This is a genomic window from Bacillus cereus group sp. BfR-BA-01355 (genome assembly GCF_022663675.1).
Lineage (GTDB): Bacteria > Bacillota > Bacilli > Bacillales > Bacillaceae_G > Bacillus_A > Bacillus_A thuringiensis_S.
Map to the genome: position 1 here is coordinate 65516 of NZ_JAKUFY010000011.1, position 15674 is coordinate 81189.

The window sequence follows — 15674 nt, forward strand, 5'->3', positions numbered from 1 at the left end:
AAGTATGTATAAACATAGCAAAATGTTTCATATTTACTTGTCTTAACAGAATAAAAATTTAGGGAGATTACATTTATTATGAACGCTGTACTCGTCGCAGTAGCAATTATGCTATTGCTTAGTTTGTTACGTGTCCAGGTCATTGTCGCCATCATTGTTGGAGCTTTAACAGGCGGAATTATCGGCGGACTCGGTATTTCAGAAACGATTAACACTTTTACAACTGGTCTTGGAAACAGTGCTCCAATCGCTTTAAGTTATGCAATGCTTGGTGGTTTCGCTATTTCCCTTTCCAAAACAGGACTTCCAGATGCTATGATTCAAACTGCATTAAAATGGATTGGCAATGAACAAGACACGAAAAAACAAGTTTATTCTAAAATACTTATTTTATTCATTATTTTAACGATGGCTTGTTTCTCACAAAATATGATTCCTGTTCACATTGCTTTCATCCCCATCTTAATTCCAGCACTTTTAAAAGTATTAAATGAGCTGAAAGTGGATCGAAGACTTGTCACGTGTATTATTACATTTGGATTAATTACTCCTTATATGTGGATCCCTGCAGGGTTCGGAAAAATTTATCATGACGTATTGCAAACCAACGCTGCGCAAAGCGGTCTTACATTTGATGTCACACTTATTCCAAAAGCAATGACTATCCCAGCACTCGGTATGATTATTGGATTATGTGTAGCGGTATTCATTACGTACCGAAAACCTCGTACGTATGAAACAGAACAAATTCATACTACCGAAAATGAGATTGTTCCCTATACAAAACGTAGCATTACTTTCGGGTTATTATCTATCATTGCTACATTAACTGTTCAATTAACAACAGAATCAATGATTTTCGGTGCTTTAGCAGGTATTATCGTCTTATCAGTAAGTGGTAGTCTACCACTTAAAGAAGCAGATGCGATATTAACAAGCGGAATGCGTATGATGTCCTTTATTGGCTTTGTTATGATTGCTGCCGCTGGATTCGGCGCTGTTCTTCGAAAAACAGGACATGTTGAATCTCTGGTGCAAACGAGTGCACATATAATCGGAAATAACAAACCACTCGCTGCATTTCTTATGCTTGTTATTGGACTTCTCGTTACGATGGGAATTGGTTCATCCTTTTCAACCATCCCTATCTTAACAACAATTTTTGTACCTCTGTGCATTCAGCTTGGATTTAGTCCGATGGCTACAATTGCAATTATTGGTACAGCCGGAGCGCTAGGTGACGCAGGATCTCCAGCATCAGATAGTACCCTCGGACCAACATCCGGTTTAAATGCTGATGGTCAGCACCATCATATATGGGATACATGTGTACCCACTTTTCTACATTACAATATACCGTTACTTATATTTGGCTTTATTGCCGCAATTACATTATAAAAAGGTGCGTATAAAACGCACCTTTTACTTTTTTATTTTTCCTTTTAATTGTTGAAAAGCTACTTTTCCGTTATCTTTGACATAGCTTTCAATTGCCGGTAGTGATGAACCTATCCATTCACACTCTATGCTCCCATTCGGTCCAACAATTTTTAATTTATCTGGTACATGTATATTTACAAATCTTGCTGACCGAATTAACTCAATAGCAATCTGATCACTTGAGGTTACAATTCCATCTATATACGGATTGTTTCGCAATAATGTAATAAATTGTTTATTTGTATACCCTTGTACACATTCTTCTCGATAAGAGATTCCTTCATCCCAAACAGTATCTAAAAAACCTGCTATATGATCTTCCATTTCTTCACTTTCTTCTCCCTCACCAAAATATGCAAGAAAGTGACACCCTTTCTCTTTTAATAAAGAAACAGCCCTCTGTCCACTTTCATAATAATTTCCATGTGATTGTTGCTCATCAATCACAACAAACGGAAATGGAATTTCTCCTATACTTTTAAAAACGGATTTTGTTAAAATAACACCTGCAACGTTATTCTCCTTCAACATATATATGTATCTATCTTTATTCTCTATATTACAAACAATGATTTGATATCCTTCTTTATATGCTATTTCCTCAATACAATGTAGCAAAGTGATGTTTGATGGGTCATATAGATTATCTACAAGTAATGCAATTATCGTTGAATTCTCTTTAAATAGTGGCTTCGCTGCACTGTTTGGCCTATAACGTAATTCTTCAATTGCTTCCTTTACTTGTTTTACTGTGTCCTCATGAACATATCCTTTTTCATTAATAACTCGTGAAACGGTTGCGACTGAAACACCTGCCAATTTTGCAACATCACGTATAGTTGCCACATCGTCACCCCTTAATATGGTAATAGATTACAATTTTACGGTAACCTAAATTACACTATCCGTCAAGATTAATAACTCATATTTCTGAAAATTGTTACATCATTTCACTAAACGATACTCCAACTGAATTTCATGTAAAATTGGGATATTATCATATCCAATGCGTGGAATTTCTTTCTTTATTTTTCGTGCCTCCTCTACCGCATTCACATATAAATTAGTCATTACAAAATTACGTTTTTGGTAAAATCGTAACGCATTCATATTATCATTTGTTGTAATAAGACAAACCTGCCTGCACCGTTCTTCTTCTGCAACTTGCAATACACAATCCACAAGCTTCTTCCCTATTCCTTTTCTTTCTTCAATACTATCTAACGATATAATTTCACACATATTTCCAGTCACTTCATACGTTATAATTCCGATTATTCTGTCATTAGAAAACGCAACAAATCCTGGCAACTCTTCTAATTGATGCCCCTTACCACGTGAAACCATCAATGAACTTCCCCAGTTCTCACACATAAACATTCGAATTGTTTCTTTCATCGTTGGCGTAATTTTTTGTATATGCACCATTTCCTATTTCTCCCCTTTTATATCATTGTGATACAATATAAGTGTATCACATGTAACGGTATTTGGAGGATGAGGTAAAGTATGAAACGTTTTTTTGCAGCATTGTTTACTGTACTAGGTGCGATAACAGCCCTTGGGATTTTCTTTACAAATAAAGTGATGTATTTAAAGAAAAAAACAGAGGAAGAAGTACTCGAAAGAGAAACGAAAAAACATTTTCGTATAGAAGATTTTGATGCTCTTCATAAAGAAGAAATTCATATTCCTTCACAATTCGGATATGATCTTCACGGATATTACATTCCTGCTGGTCATTCCAATAAGTTTATGATTTTTTGTCACGGCGTAACTGTAAATAAAATGAACTCTGTAAAATATGCAAGGTTATTTTTAAACAGAGGGTATAATGTCGTTATTTATGATCATCGTCGTCATGGTAAAACTGGCGGAAAAACAACAAGCTATGGATACTATGAAAAACATGATTTAAAATCTGTAGTTGACTGGCTAAAAAGTCGCTTTGGAACAAATATAACACTCGGTATTCATGGTGAATCTATGGGAGCTGCAACACTTCTTCAATACGCAGGACTTGTAGAAGATGGTGCTGATTTCTATATTGCAGATTGTCCTTTCTCTGATTTTCACGGACAATTACAGCACCGTTTAAAGGTTGAATTCCATTTACCAAAATGGCCTTTATTACCTTTAGCAAATGCTTTTTTAAAAGTGCGTGACGGTTATACGATTCGCGAAGTTTCACCAATTGATTGTATAAAAAATATTAACAATCCCGTCCTCTTTATTCATAGTAAAGATGATGATTATATTTTAGCTGATATGACGAAATCACTATATGAAGCAAAAGAAAACAATAAACAACTTTATATTGCAGAACGTGGTGCACACGCTTGCTCTTATAACGAAAATAAAGAAGAGTACGAAGCAGCCATCGATCAATTTTTAAACACATATGTGAAAGAAACAAAAAACAGGCTTGCATAAGCCTGTTTTTTTATTGCGCTAAAACGTCTGTAACTTGTTCCATATTTTCAGAAATCCATTGCATTGCATCATCTAACGTTGGGAATTCTGTCGTTTGAAATGTTACTTCATCTTGAAGTAACCAAACATCCTTTGCCTCTTGCCCTACACCTGCAATGGACCAATGTAACAAACTATATGGATGATTATCATTCAAAAATGATGCCCACGTGCGCTCATTTGCAATGTTTCGTAATGTATGTAATTGTTTATCCATCTCTCGTCACCTTACTCTAGTCAGTTATGAAAACTATTATAACACTCTCTTCTTTCTCAAACAAAGTGCTCTTTTTATATTGTCAAGCACTTCCCTTGATTATATGATGAAATTAAGCGTTTGGGAAGGAGGGATAACGTTGGCAAAAGTACAAATTAAAGTAAATGATAATGGCTCTTTTCGCGTTACAGGGGACGTGGAATTAGTCGACTCACAAGGGAATGTATTCCCAGCAAAACCGGCATTTTCTTTATGCCGTTGTGGTTTATCAAAAAATATGCCTTATTGCGACGCTTCGCATAAAGGTAAATTCGAGTCTGTTGTTAGAGCACCAGAGGCAGAATAATTTTACATGTGACATGCACATTTTTTTGTGCATGTTTTTTCTTTTTAGCAACTCCGTTATATCCCTTCTCCTTACAACATTTCTAATACTTTTATTTCCATTCCAGCCCACATATATTTTCACACAATTCTTCACATTCGAATATTTTTTACTAGCCTTTTATTTTTTTTGTGCTATAATTTGAGCAAACAGCATCCTTCGGGGTCGGGTGAAATTCCCAACCGGCGGTGATGAAGTGAAAACTTCTAAGTCCGTGACCCGTTTTCAACTCGAAAACGGTGGATCTAGTGAAACTCTAGGGCCGACAGTATAGTCTGGATGGGAGAAGGATATGTTTCTAGTTTTTTATATAGTGAATACACTTTTATTTCAGTATGCATATTTTTAAAGATTCATTTTGATTCTTTATATATGTTTAATTTTCTATACTTATTTTTTATACTGAAATAAAAAGAGACAACTAGCGTTTAAAAATTCGATATTTTGCTAGGTTTTTTCCTTATGCAGAAATATCAATTATCGTTAGGTTTCTTTCCTATGCTTTCGTATTCAAACTATATTTCTAGAAATCACGTCTCCCAAACCCCAAGGATATTAAATCCTTGGGGTTTTTTGATTTTTTTAGGAGAGGTGAAGAAAATGACAGATCAAGAATATATGAGGATTGCCCTGCAGTTAGCAGAAGGAACATCAGGACAAACAAGTCCAAATCCTATGGTTGGTGCTGTTGTTGTAAAAGATGGAAACATCGTTGGTATGGGGGCTCATTTACGAGCTGGTGAAGAACACGCAGAAGTTCATGCCCTTCAAATGGCTGGTCAGAACGCCAAAGACGCTACCGTTTATGTAACACTGGAACCGTGTAGCCACTTTGGAAAAACACCACCTTGTTGTGAATTGCTCATCGAAAAAGGAGTTAAGCGTGTGGTAATTGCTACTCTCGATTGTAATCCGCTCGTTTCTGGTAACGGAAAAAGAAGATTAGAGGAAGCTAGAATTGAAGTAACTACCGGTGTTCTTGAAGCAGAAGCAGTTTTATTAAATCGCTACTTTTTTCACTACATGAAAACAAAACGCCCTTTTGTAACAATCAAAACAGCGATGAGCTTAGATGGAAAAACAGCAACTGTAACTGGTGAAAGTAAGTGGATTACAGGTGAAGAAGCACGTGCTGATGTTCACCAATATCGCCATACACATGATGCAATTCTTGTTGGAGTGAATACAGTTATAGCTGATAATCCTCATTTAACAACAAGAATTCCAAATGGTGGGAAACATCCTATTCGCGTTGTTTTAGATACCCATTTACGAACGCCACCATCTTCTCATGTTATAACAGATGGTTTAGCACCGACATGGATTATTGTCGGTAAGGATGTAAAGAAAGAGAAGATATCTTCTTATAATTCTAAAAATATAGCTATATTCCAAATGGAAACGAAGCATATAGAAATCGAGGACCTTCTTTCCTTTCTTGGAGAGAAACAAATTCTTTCTCTATTCGTTGAAGGTGGCCAATCAATTCATGCAAGTTTCTTAAAAACAAACAATTTCAATGAAATTGTAACCTATATAAGCCCGAAATTAATTGGTGGAAAAGATGCTCCTACTTTATTTGGAGGAAATGGTTTTTCAAAATTACAAGATGCGCTTTCCTTGAAAATTCAAGAGATGAAACAAATTGGTGATGATATAAAAATCGTTGCGAATGCCCGAAACGAGGTGACGGAATGTTTACAGGAATTGTAGAAGAATTAGGAACGATAGCAAACATGCAACAAAGCGGAGAAGCGATGAAATTAACGATTGATGCAAAGAAAATTTTATCAGATGTTCACTTAGGTGATAGTATCGCGGTTAACGGTATTTGCTTAACTGTAACAAACTTTACAACTACTTCATTTACAGTTGATGCAATGCCTGAAACGATGCAGTCGACATCGCTTCGCATGCTTAAACCCCACTCTAAAGTAAATTTAGAGCGGGCAATGTCTGCAAATGGAAGATTCGGTGGACATTTCGTTTCAGGACATATTGATGGCATCGGAACGATTTTAACTAAAAAACAACATTACAATGCCGTCTATTATAAAATAGCAATTTCTGATGAATTGCTACACTATTGTTTGCATAAAGGGTCCATTGCTGTTGATGGAACGAGTTTAACGATATTTGATATAGACGAAGCTTCCATAACGATTTCACTCATCCCGCACACAGTAAGCGAATCTGTCATTGGAGAAAAAAATGCCGGAGATATCGTAAATATTGAGTGTGACATGATTGGTAAATATATCGAACGCTTTATTACTAAACCTGCAAAACGAGTAGGTTCAATGACCGAAAGTTTTTTACAAGAAAACGGATTTCTATAAGGGGGAAGCACAATGTTTCATCGTATTGAAGAAGCTCTAGAAGATTTAAAACAAGGTAAAGTCGTTATCGTATGTGATGATGAAAACCGAGAAAATGAAGGCGACTTTATTGCTTTAGCAGAGTACATTACACCGGAAACAATTAATTTTATGATTACACATGGTCGTGGTCTCGTTTGTGTACCGATTACGGAAGGATACGCAGAACGTCTACAATTAGAACCAATGGTATCTCATAATACAGATTCACATCATACTGCGTTTACAGTGAGCATTGACCATGTTTCTACAACAACAGGGATTAGCGCTCACGAACGTGCAACTACGATACAAGAATTGTTAAATCCCGCATCAAAAGGCACTGATTTCAATCGACCTGGACATATCTTTCCATTAATTGCGAAAGAAGGCGGTGTCCTGCGTCGTGCAGGTCATACAGAAGCTGCTGTTGATTTAGCAAAGCTATGCGGTGCCGAACCAGCTGGAGTTATTTGCGAGATTATAAATGAGGACGGCACGATGGCACGTGTACCTGATTTAATAGAATGCGCAAAACAATTTGATATAAAAATGATTACAATAGAAGATTTAATTGCTTACCGCCGCCATCATGAAACACTTGTGACGAGAGAGGTGGAAATTACATTACCTACAGATTTCGGTACTTTCCACGCAATTGGCTATTCTAACTCATTAGATACGAAAGAACATATCGCACTTGTAAAAGGTGATATTTCAATAGGTGAACCGGTACTTGTGCGTGTTCATTCTGAATGCTTAACAGGAGATGTATTCGGTTCACATCGCTGCGATTGCGGACCACAACTCCATGCAGCACTTGCTCAAATTGAGCGTGAAGGAAAAGGTGTTCTTCTTTATATGAGACAAGAAGGAAGAGGCATTGGGCTTCTTAATAAGCTTCGTGCTTATAAATTACAAGAAGAAGGATTCGATACTGTAGAAGCAAATGAAAAACTCGGCTTCCCTGCTGATCTTCGTGATTACGGTATCGGTGCACAAATATTAAAAGATTTAGGTTTACAAAGTTTACGATTATTAACGAATAACCCAAGAAAAATTGCTGGCTTACAAGGTTACGATTTAGAAGTAGTCGAGCGTGTACCGTTGCAAATGCCAGCAAAAGAAGAGAATAAATCGTATTTACAAACGAAAGTAAACAAATTAGGACACTTACTAAACTTATAATTAAAGGAGAGATTTATTATGGTATTCGAAGGTCATTTGGTTGGTACAGGATTAAAAGTTGGAGTTGTTGTTGGACGTTTTAATGAATTTATTACAAGTAAGTTACTTGGCGGCGCTTTAGACGGATTAAAGCGTCACGGTGTAGAAGAAAATGATATTGATGTTGCTTGGGTTCCTGGTGCATTTGAAATTCCTTTAATCGCTAAAAAGATGGCTAGTAGCGGAAAGTATGATGCTGTTATTACATTAGGTACTGTAATCCGAGGTGCTACAACTCACTACGATTACGTTTGTAATGAAGTAGCAAAAGGTGTTGCGTCTTTATCACTACAAATGGACATCCCAGTTATTTTCGGCGTATTAACGACAGAAACAATTGAACAAGCGATTGAACGCGCAGGTACGAAAGCTGGTAATAAAGGATATGAATCAGCTGTTGCTGCAATTGAAATGGCTCACTTATCAAAACAATGGGCATAAAAAAAGAGGCTGCGGCCTCTTTTTATTTTTTCACCTTTTTTTGTACATCTTTTATTAATTCATTCATCGTTTTTCCTTCTGTTTTTATATGAAGAGCTTGTGCTGTTCTCCATACATTCTCTCTTTTTTTCGCTTCTTCTATAATAGTAATTTCTTTTCTAACTTCCTTTAAATCTTTTCCTTCCGTTTTCAATCCAAAATGTTCAGCTTTCGTTCGAAAGTGTTGTTCGATTCTTTGTTGCATCTCTTTTTGTTCAGGATTTTCAGCAGCCTTAACTGGATCAGAACTTATTGCTTTTATTAAAATTAAACAAGTCATAATCGCTAATATGTATTTGTACATGTAAAATCCTCCAACCCAATATAAATTACATATTTACTATGTACAACTAGGGCTTGGAAAATTCGTCCACAAAAATTCTTTTTTTCGCTCAAAAACCAATAATACCAAGCATTCACAACTATTTATTACATTTTATTTACAAAAAAAGCAAACCCTTTTACAAGTTTGCTTTTTCATCTATCTTATAATGCACATTCTTCAATCTCAAATCCTAAATCTGCAATCATACCCCAGTCCGCAGTCGGCTCTTGTCCAGCTGTCGTTAAGTAGTCCCCGACAAAAATAGAATTTGCTGCAAATAAACCGATTGGCTGTACAGAACGTAAATTGATTTCACGTCCTCCTGAAATACGAATTTCTTTTGTTGGGTTTACAAAACGCATCATTGCCAGTACTTTTAAACATTCTACTGGCGTTAACTCTTTTTGCCCTTCAAGAGGTGTCCCCTTTACAGCAACAAGGAAATTACAAGGGATAGAATCTGCATCTATACGTTGTAATTCAAATGCAATTTCAGCACGCTCTTCAATTGTTTCTCCCATGCCAAAAATCGCTCCAGAGCATGGTGAAATACCAGCTTGTTTCGCTTTTTGAACTGTATCAACACGATCATCATACGTATGCGTTGAACAAATACTATCGTAATTATTTGCATGTGTATTTAAGTTGTGGTTATAACGATGCACGCCTGCTTCCGCTAAACGTCCTGCTTGATCTTCATTTAAGAAACCTAAACAACAACAAATCTTCAAGTCTGTCGTTTCACGAATTTCCTTAACTGCTCCAATTACGTGATTTACCTCTTTATCCGTCGGACGACGACCAGACGCTACAATACAATATGTACCTGCTTTACGGCGTATTGCTTCATGTGCCCCTTCTACAATCTTCTCCTGCGTTAACCATGCATATTTATCAATTGGTGCTTCTGAAATAATAGACTGTGAGCAATATCCACAATCTTCAGGACATAATCCAGATTTCGTATTAATAATCATATTCAATTTTACTTTCTTACCAAAGTGATGATGGCGAATAATGTAAGCTGCATTCATAATTTCTAAAACTTCTGTATCATCAGCTTCTAATATCGCTATTGCATCTTCTTTCGTAATCATCTTTTCTTCCACTACGTCGTATGCAAGTTTTTTCCAATCCCTTTTTGTTTGTACTTGTTTCATTTCATCTCTTCCCCTCTTTTGTTATATGCATAAATAAAGCATGATACGTTGCCATTATCCCTTCATTTCCCGTGAAGTCTCTTTCGTATATGCGCAGCATCGCACGAAAGAGTGAGGGACTTTGACAATATGATCCTTCATTGCTATTAGTTGCTCCTACTTTTCGAATAGAATGCAGAAACTCCTTAACTTCTGTAAAACTCTCTATGTAACATGTTTCAGAAACATGCACATCCCCTGTTTCTATCTTACATATATGAAGCAACTGATCTTTTGAATAAAAACGTTGACCAATCGATGTTTCATTTTTTATATTTCTTTCTTCTTTCGCACGTTGGAACGAAGCATGCAATTCTTGAAATGTTTCATGTCCAAACGTTGAAAAGAGTAATATGCCATCTATAGACAAATGTTGAAATAAATTTCTTAACACTTGTTGTAAATTATTTAACCATTGAAATGTAGCATTTGAAATAATGACATCATATGATTCTTCTAATCGTAATCGCTCAATATCTTCACAGTGAAACGTTACATTTTTTACATTTTGTCTAGTTTGCGCAATCGCAATCATACTTTCAGCAAAATCAACTGCTGTAATATGTGCTTTCGGAAATAACTTTGATAATTGTTCTGTTACATACCCCGTCCCGCATCCCAGTTCTAAAATACGTATTGATGCCGTTTCACTATATCGTTCCTTTAAGATTGAAAGTAATGAATGTGCCATCTTTTTTTGTACATTTGCATATCGATCGTAAGATACGGCTGCCCCATTAAACCGTTTTTGTAGTAACGTTTTGTTGATCATGTCGTATCCCCTCTACAAATTGAATTATCTCATTTGCGCAATATTCAAAATTCGTTACACATAATGCATGCCCTGCTTCACTTACTACTTTCAGCTCGCTGCTGCTATTCTCCGTCATACTACGTGCCGCAGACAATGGGCATATTACATCCTGTTCTCCGTGAATAAGTAGTATAGGTACTTTAATTTCTTTTAGTTCTTCTCTCATATCTGTTTCTATTAAATAATCTAAACCTAGTTGTAAAGACTGAATAGAATCACCTTTAAAACGGTCTACAATGTCTTCAAAGTTTTTATTCTCTTTTAGCTCATCTTTCGTAAACATATTTTCATAAAACCGCTTGAGCGTATCTTCTTTCCTTCTCGCCAAATTCCTTTTCAGCCGTTCTACATGTAAAGCATTCCATCCGTTACTGTAATCGCTCGTATTTGTAAATTTAGCAGTACCACCAATTAATACGATGCCTTTTGCCTTAATCTTTTTATAAGCTTCAACTGCTGCTAACGCTCCTAGTGACCATCCAACTAAAATTACGTTGTCATTATGCGCTACATCTATAATTCGTTCCGCAAATTCACTTCGTTCTTTCACATTACGCCAATCTATGCATTGAACAGGATATCCTTTAAAATACGGAAGTACTAAATCCCAAATATTCTCTTCCATTCCCCATCCGGGGATAAAAATAATCTTTAGCTCGTTCATACGAAAATCTCCTCTTCTTTCGCAATGTGAATAATTCGATCAATAGCCCATTTTAAATCAGCTATTGTATGTTGCGATGTAACTGCAAAGCGAATTCGAGAACTATGAACCGGCACAGTTGGCGGACGAATTGCAATAGCCGCAATCCCTGCCTCTTGCAACCTTTTACTAAACCGTAAAGCATGTTCATTTGAACCGACTACTATCGGTACAATATGAGTTGAGCTATTCCCAATATCAAAACCAGCATCCCTTAATTTAGTTCTGAAGTATTCTCCGTTTGCTATAAGGTTCTCTCTTCTTTCGTTATCTTCTTTTACAATTTCAATTGCTTTTTGCACTGCTCCTAACGTACTTGGTGGTAAAGCTGTAGTAAAAATAAAGCTTCTCATCATATTTTGTAAATACTCTATATAAATTTCATCACCTGTCAAATACGCACCATAACACCCTAAAGCCTTACTAAACGTCCCCATATGTATATCGATTTTTTGAGAAAGATTTTTTTCTATGTGAGATAATCCAGCTCCGCCGATTCCATATATTCCACTCGCATGTGCTTCATCGACTATAATGATTGCTCCGTATTTCTCTTTCAGTTGTACTAAATCTCTCAAATACGCAGTATCACCATCCATACTAAAAACGGTATCTGTTACGATTAATTTCCTCTTTTCAGGCGAAGCCATTTTCAAAAGCTTCTCTAAATGATCCAAATCATTATGACGATACCTTTTATGCTCTGCCCCGCTTAATATGATTCCATCAACAATACTTGCGTGATTTAACTTATCACTAAAAACAATATCGTGCCGAGAGGCTAAAGAAGATATGGCACCTATATTTGCCGTATACCCACTATTTACAATTAAAGCTCTTTCAGTACCTTTCCAGTCACATATGCTTCTCTCAACCTCTTCATATAATGGATGATTTCCTACAACGAGACGAGAGGCAGTCGCTCCAGTTCCATATCTTTTTGTACAGGCAATAGCAGCTTCTTTTAACCTTTCATCTCCAGCTAACCCTAAATAATTATTTGACGCTAAATTTAACATCCTTTTTTTATCTCGAATAAGCCAAGTCTCTTCTGCCTGCTCTGTTACATATAAATTTCGATACTGCCCTTGCTTATGTAATTGTTGTAATTTAGATTGAAGGTGCGCCCGCCACGTTTGATTCATTTTGGATAAACTCCTCTAATTTTGAAATCATAATATATTCTTTTGCAGATTCCAATACTTCTTCTTTCGTAAACTCACCTTCAAAGAATGGTAATAATCCTAAAACTGGTACCCCGCTCAACTCTTCAATCATCTCTTTATTTTCTTGCACTCTTTCCATTTCACATTCTTTGCAACCTGATAAAATGACACCCGCTACGGTTAAGCCATGCGCCTTTGCGTAAGCAATCGTTAACACTGTATGATTTACTGTTCCTAATGTAGGACGAGCTACTACAATAAGAGGCAACTGTAATTCTTTTGCAAAATCAATTACTAAAGCATCTTCTGTATATGGGACAGCAAGCCCACCTGCTCCTTCTACAAATAAGCTATTAAACTCTTTTAATAGTTCATTATAGTAATCAGTAATTTCTTTTAACTTTACTACTCTTCCAGCTCTTTTCATGGCAAGTCTCGGAGCAAGTGGTTCTTCAATAGAATAAGGGCAAATTTCATTTTCTTGTGTCGGTACACCTGATAATACTTTTAACCTTGCCGCATCTCCCTCAGGGTTTGATGCAACATGCCCACTTTGCAACGGTTTATATACCCCTACGTTATATCCTAATTCTCTAAATACACCTGCTATAGCACCTGCAACTACTGTTTTTCCAACTTCAGTATCAGTTGCTGTTATGAAAAAACCACTCATTATTCTCCCTCCGTAACATCCGAGATTGCCTTATATAAGATGCGTAACATATCATCAATCTCTTCAAAAGTAGAAGCAAGTGGCGGCATAAATACAATCGTGTTACCTAGCGGTCGTAAAATCATACCTAGCTCTCTTGAGCGTTTACATACTTGAACACCGACTCTTTCTGTCCAGTCAAAAGCTTCTTTCGTTTCCTTATTCTTCACAAGCTCGATACCAACCATTAATCCGCACTGACGAATATCACCTACATGTTTATACGCAAAGAGCTTTTCTAATTGCGCTGCCACATAATCCGTTTTACGTGCCACTTCTTCTATTAAATTTGTTTTTTCATATAGTTCTAGATTCGCGATTGCTACGGCACACCCTAACGGATTGCCTGTATAGCTATGTCCATGGAAAAATGTTTTTTGTTCTTCATATTCTCCTAAGAAGGCATTATATATTTCATCTGTCGTTACGGTAACTGCAATTGGTAAATATCCACCTGTTAAACCTTTACCAGCAGTTAAAATGTCTGGCGTCACATTTTCATGTTCACACGCAAACATTTTCCCTGTACGCCCAAATCCAGTCGCTACCTCATCTGTAATAAATAATACATTGTACTTTGTACATAAATCGCGCAGTCCTTTTAAATATCCTTTTGGCATTGTAATCATTCCACCAGCACCTTGCATTAATGGCTCTACAATGATGGCAGCTACTTCTTCATGCTTTTCTTTCAACAATTCTTCCATTTCTTCTAAATGGCTTTTTACAATTTCCTCCTTATTATTTCCGTAAGGAGAACCATATGTATATGGATACGGCATTTTAATCGCATCAAATAAGAGCGAACTATACACTTGGTGAAACAAGTCTATTGCCCCTACTGAAACAGCTCCAATTGTATCACCGTGATATGCTTCTTTTAATGTAACGAATCTTTGTTTCTTTGGTTTCCCTTTATGCTGCCAATATTGGAAAGCCATCTTAATTGCAATTTCAACAGCGGTAGAACCTGAATCAGAATAGAATACCTTCTTCAATCCATCTGGTACAACCTCAATAATTTTTTCTGCTAATAAAATAGATGGAACGTTAGCAAGTCCTAACATAGTAGAATGAGCAATTTTATTTAATTGCTCACGAATTGCTTCATCTAATTCCGGTACTTGATGTCCGTGAACATTTAACCATATAGATGAAACACCATCCCAATATTCATTACCATTTACATCGTATAGCTTTCTTCCCTCTCCACGTTCAATAATGACAGGATCTTCTTCTAAATAATCTTTCATTTGTGTAAATGGGTGCCATACGTAAGCTTTATTTTTCTCTGCTAATTCTTCATATGTATAAGATGATTTTTCAATCGTTCTACTATTTATTGTCACAACTGTCACTCCTAATGTTAACTTGTTTATAAATATAGTTAACATTAAATCCGAATGACTGTCAATTATTTTAAAATCAAATAGTTCTTAAAAAAGAACAACTTATCATACGATAAGTTGTTCTACTTTCCATGCTGTATCTTTCCAATTTCTAAAATAATTTCTTCATCTTTTTTTCCCTCTGTATCAATTCCAAGTTGCTTAGCGTGCTCAATTAATAAATCATGACGCTTCTCAAACCTAGCGGTATTTACTTCTTTCGTAACCTCTTCTTTTGTTTTCCCCTCGGTAGAAACTCCTAGTTTCTCTGCTGCTTTTTCCATTGATTTCTTCTCTTCTATTTCTTTTACTTTCTTCACTTCTGACTGTTGTATTTGTTTTTGTTTCAACTGCTCTGATTCAGCCGCAAAAGCTGTGTAAATTCCAGCACTTCCGCCAACGACTAGTAAGGTGGTAAAAAGAATTATTTTTTTCTTCACTCTTTCCTCCCCTTTCAAATTCATTATAACGTACAAAATTAGAGCTTTAAAACAATTCTCCTTTATTTCCCTAAAAAAACATTTAATATTTTTATTGACATTTAAGATGAAAATGTGATAAAAATTTAACTAACATCATATGAATCGGCGTTGATAGGATTTAGTAGTATTTCGATTTCTGATTTCAGAGAGCTGGTGGTCGGTGCGAACCAGTACAGAGCGAATTATGAATTACCCCCTGGAGCTTCTTTTACGAAACGTGAGGAGTAGTGAAAGACGGTTATAGACCGTTATGTCTAAAGAGTGGTGAAACGACACTGTTTCACAATTTAGGGTGGTACCGCGAATT

General features: G+C 36.2%; 18 protein-coding genes, 1 riboswitch and 1 other annotated feature. Of the genes, 7 read left to right on the plus strand and 11 right to left on the minus strand.

Translation table 11 applies throughout. The annotated features are described in order from the left end of the window. Positions 1 to 78: 78 nt before the first annotated feature. Positions 79 to 1398 (plus strand): Na+/H+ antiporter family protein, encoded by a 1320-nt coding sequence (locus MR167_RS06035; RefSeq protein WP_000994809.1) that lies wholly within the window; start codon positions 79 to 81, stop codon positions 1396 to 1398. Between the two features lie 24 nt (positions 1399 to 1422). Here MR167_RS06035 and MR167_RS06040 read toward each other — a convergent pair whose 3' ends face one another. Then, the gene (locus MR167_RS06040) at positions 1423 to 2286 is read right to left on the minus strand and encodes a LacI family DNA-binding transcriptional regulator (protein WP_000201358.1); all 864 of its coding nucleotides are present in this window, start codon (positions 2284 to 2286) and stop codon (positions 1423 to 1425) included. A gap of 99 nt (positions 2287 to 2385) precedes the next feature. Continuing rightward, a complete protein-coding gene (locus MR167_RS06045) occupies positions 2386 to 2868 on the minus strand; it encodes a GNAT family N-acetyltransferase (RefSeq protein ID WP_000233419.1) in 483 nt (160 codons plus the stop codon). Positions 2869 to 2949: 81 nt separating this feature from the next. Between MR167_RS06045 and MR167_RS06050 the strand changes: the two genes are divergently transcribed. Beyond that, positions 2950 to 3873 carry an alpha/beta hydrolase gene (locus MR167_RS06050; RefSeq protein ID WP_000819241.1) on the plus strand — a complete coding sequence of 308 codons (924 nt, stop codon included), beginning with the start codon at positions 2950 to 2952 and terminating at the stop codon, positions 3871 to 3873. A gap of 10 nt (positions 3874 to 3883) precedes the next feature. On the opposite strand, the gene MR167_RS06055 is transcribed toward MR167_RS06050, so the two are convergent. After that, positions 3884 to 4129 (minus strand): DUF2552 family protein, encoded by a 246-nt coding sequence (locus tag MR167_RS06055; protein ID WP_000360793.1) that lies wholly within the window; start codon positions 4127 to 4129, stop codon positions 3884 to 3886. A gap of 139 nt (positions 4130 to 4268) precedes the next feature. Between MR167_RS06055 and MR167_RS06060 the strand changes: the two genes are divergently transcribed. The 5 genes from MR167_RS06060 (at position 4269) to ribH (ending at position 8539) form a co-directional block, all read left to right on the plus strand. Then, complete coding sequence (locus MR167_RS06060) at positions 4269 to 4475, plus strand: CDGSH iron-sulfur domain-containing protein (protein WP_001151582.1); 207 nt, start codon at positions 4269 to 4271, stop codon at positions 4473 to 4475. Positions 4476 to 4665: 190 nt separating this feature from the next. Next, a riboswitch (FMN riboswitch) is annotated at positions 4666 to 4809 on the plus strand. 305 nt (positions 4810 to 5114) lie between these two features. After that, on the plus strand, positions 5115 to 6227 hold the full coding sequence (gene ribD / locus MR167_RS06065) for a bifunctional diaminohydroxyphosphoribosylaminopyrimidine deaminase/5-amino-6-(5-phosphoribosylamino)uracil reductase RibD (protein WP_016077268.1): 1113 nt from the start codon (positions 5115 to 5117) through the stop codon (positions 6225 to 6227). Further along, positions 6209 to 6853, plus strand: coding sequence for a riboflavin synthase (gene ribE / locus MR167_RS06070; RefSeq protein ID WP_016077267.1), 645 nt, complete (start codon positions 6209 to 6211; stop codon positions 6851 to 6853). The genes ribD and ribE overlap by 19 nt, the downstream gene beginning before the upstream one ends. A 12-nt stretch (positions 6854 to 6865) precedes the next feature. Beyond that, positions 6866 to 8059: a bifunctional 3,4-dihydroxy-2-butanone 4-phosphate synthase/GTP cyclohydrolase II gene (gene ribBA / locus MR167_RS06075; RefSeq protein ID WP_000469006.1), complete on the plus strand. Its 1194-nt coding sequence runs from the start codon at positions 6866 to 6868 to the stop codon at positions 8057 to 8059. Positions 8060 to 8077: 18 nt separating this feature from the next. Then, positions 8078 to 8539: a 6,7-dimethyl-8-ribityllumazine synthase gene (ribH, locus tag MR167_RS06080; RefSeq protein ID WP_000230895.1), complete on the plus strand. Its 462-nt coding sequence runs from the start codon at positions 8078 to 8080 to the stop codon at positions 8537 to 8539. A 22-nt stretch (positions 8540 to 8561) separates the two neighbouring features. Here the strand turns inward: ribH and MR167_RS06085 are convergent, their stop codons facing one another. The 8 genes from MR167_RS06085 to MR167_RS06120 form a co-directional block, all read right to left on the minus strand. Continuing rightward, the gene (locus MR167_RS06085) at positions 8562 to 8882 is read right to left on the minus strand and encodes a hypothetical protein (protein WP_000280032.1); all 321 of its coding nucleotides are present in this window, start codon (positions 8880 to 8882) and stop codon (positions 8562 to 8564) included. 182 nt (positions 8883 to 9064) lie between these two features. Further along, positions 9065 to 10063, minus strand: coding sequence for a biotin synthase (bioB, locus tag MR167_RS06090; protein WP_000815856.1), 999 nt, complete (start codon positions 10061 to 10063; stop codon positions 9065 to 9067). Position 10064: 1 nt separating this feature from the next. Beyond that, on the minus strand, positions 10065 to 10874 hold the full coding sequence (gene bioC / locus MR167_RS06095) for a malonyl-ACP O-methyltransferase BioC (RefSeq protein ID WP_000608912.1): 810 nt from the start codon (positions 10872 to 10874) through the stop codon (positions 10065 to 10067). Beyond that, the gene (locus MR167_RS06100) at positions 10840 to 11580 is read right to left on the minus strand and encodes an alpha/beta fold hydrolase (protein WP_242314183.1); all 741 of its coding nucleotides are present in this window, start codon (positions 11578 to 11580) and stop codon (positions 10840 to 10842) included. Before MR167_RS06100 ends, bioC begins: the two co-directional genes overlap by 35 nt. Then, positions 11577 to 12764 (minus strand): 8-amino-7-oxononanoate synthase, encoded by a 1188-nt coding sequence (bioF, locus tag MR167_RS06105; protein ID WP_001077300.1) that lies wholly within the window; start codon positions 12762 to 12764, stop codon positions 11577 to 11579. Before bioF ends, MR167_RS06100 begins: the two co-directional genes overlap by 4 nt. Then, positions 12730 to 13458: a dethiobiotin synthase gene (gene bioD, locus MR167_RS06110; RefSeq protein WP_000012478.1), complete on the minus strand. Its 729-nt coding sequence runs from the start codon at positions 13456 to 13458 to the stop codon at positions 12730 to 12732. Before bioD ends, bioF begins: the two co-directional genes overlap by 35 nt. Beyond that, positions 13458 to 14891, minus strand: a complete 1434-nt coding sequence (bioA, locus tag MR167_RS06115; protein ID WP_242314185.1) for an adenosylmethionine--8-amino-7-oxononanoate transaminase — start codon at positions 14889 to 14891, stop codon at positions 13458 to 13460. Before bioA ends, bioD begins: the two co-directional genes overlap by 1 nt. Before the next feature lie 77 nt (positions 14892 to 14968). Beyond that, positions 14969 to 15325, minus strand: a complete 357-nt coding sequence (locus MR167_RS06120) for a hypothetical protein (protein WP_000726908.1) — start codon at positions 15323 to 15325, stop codon at positions 14969 to 14971. Between the two features lie 141 nt (positions 15326 to 15466). Next, positions 15467 to 15674 (plus strand) — a binding site (T-box leader). This feature is flagged as partial in the annotation.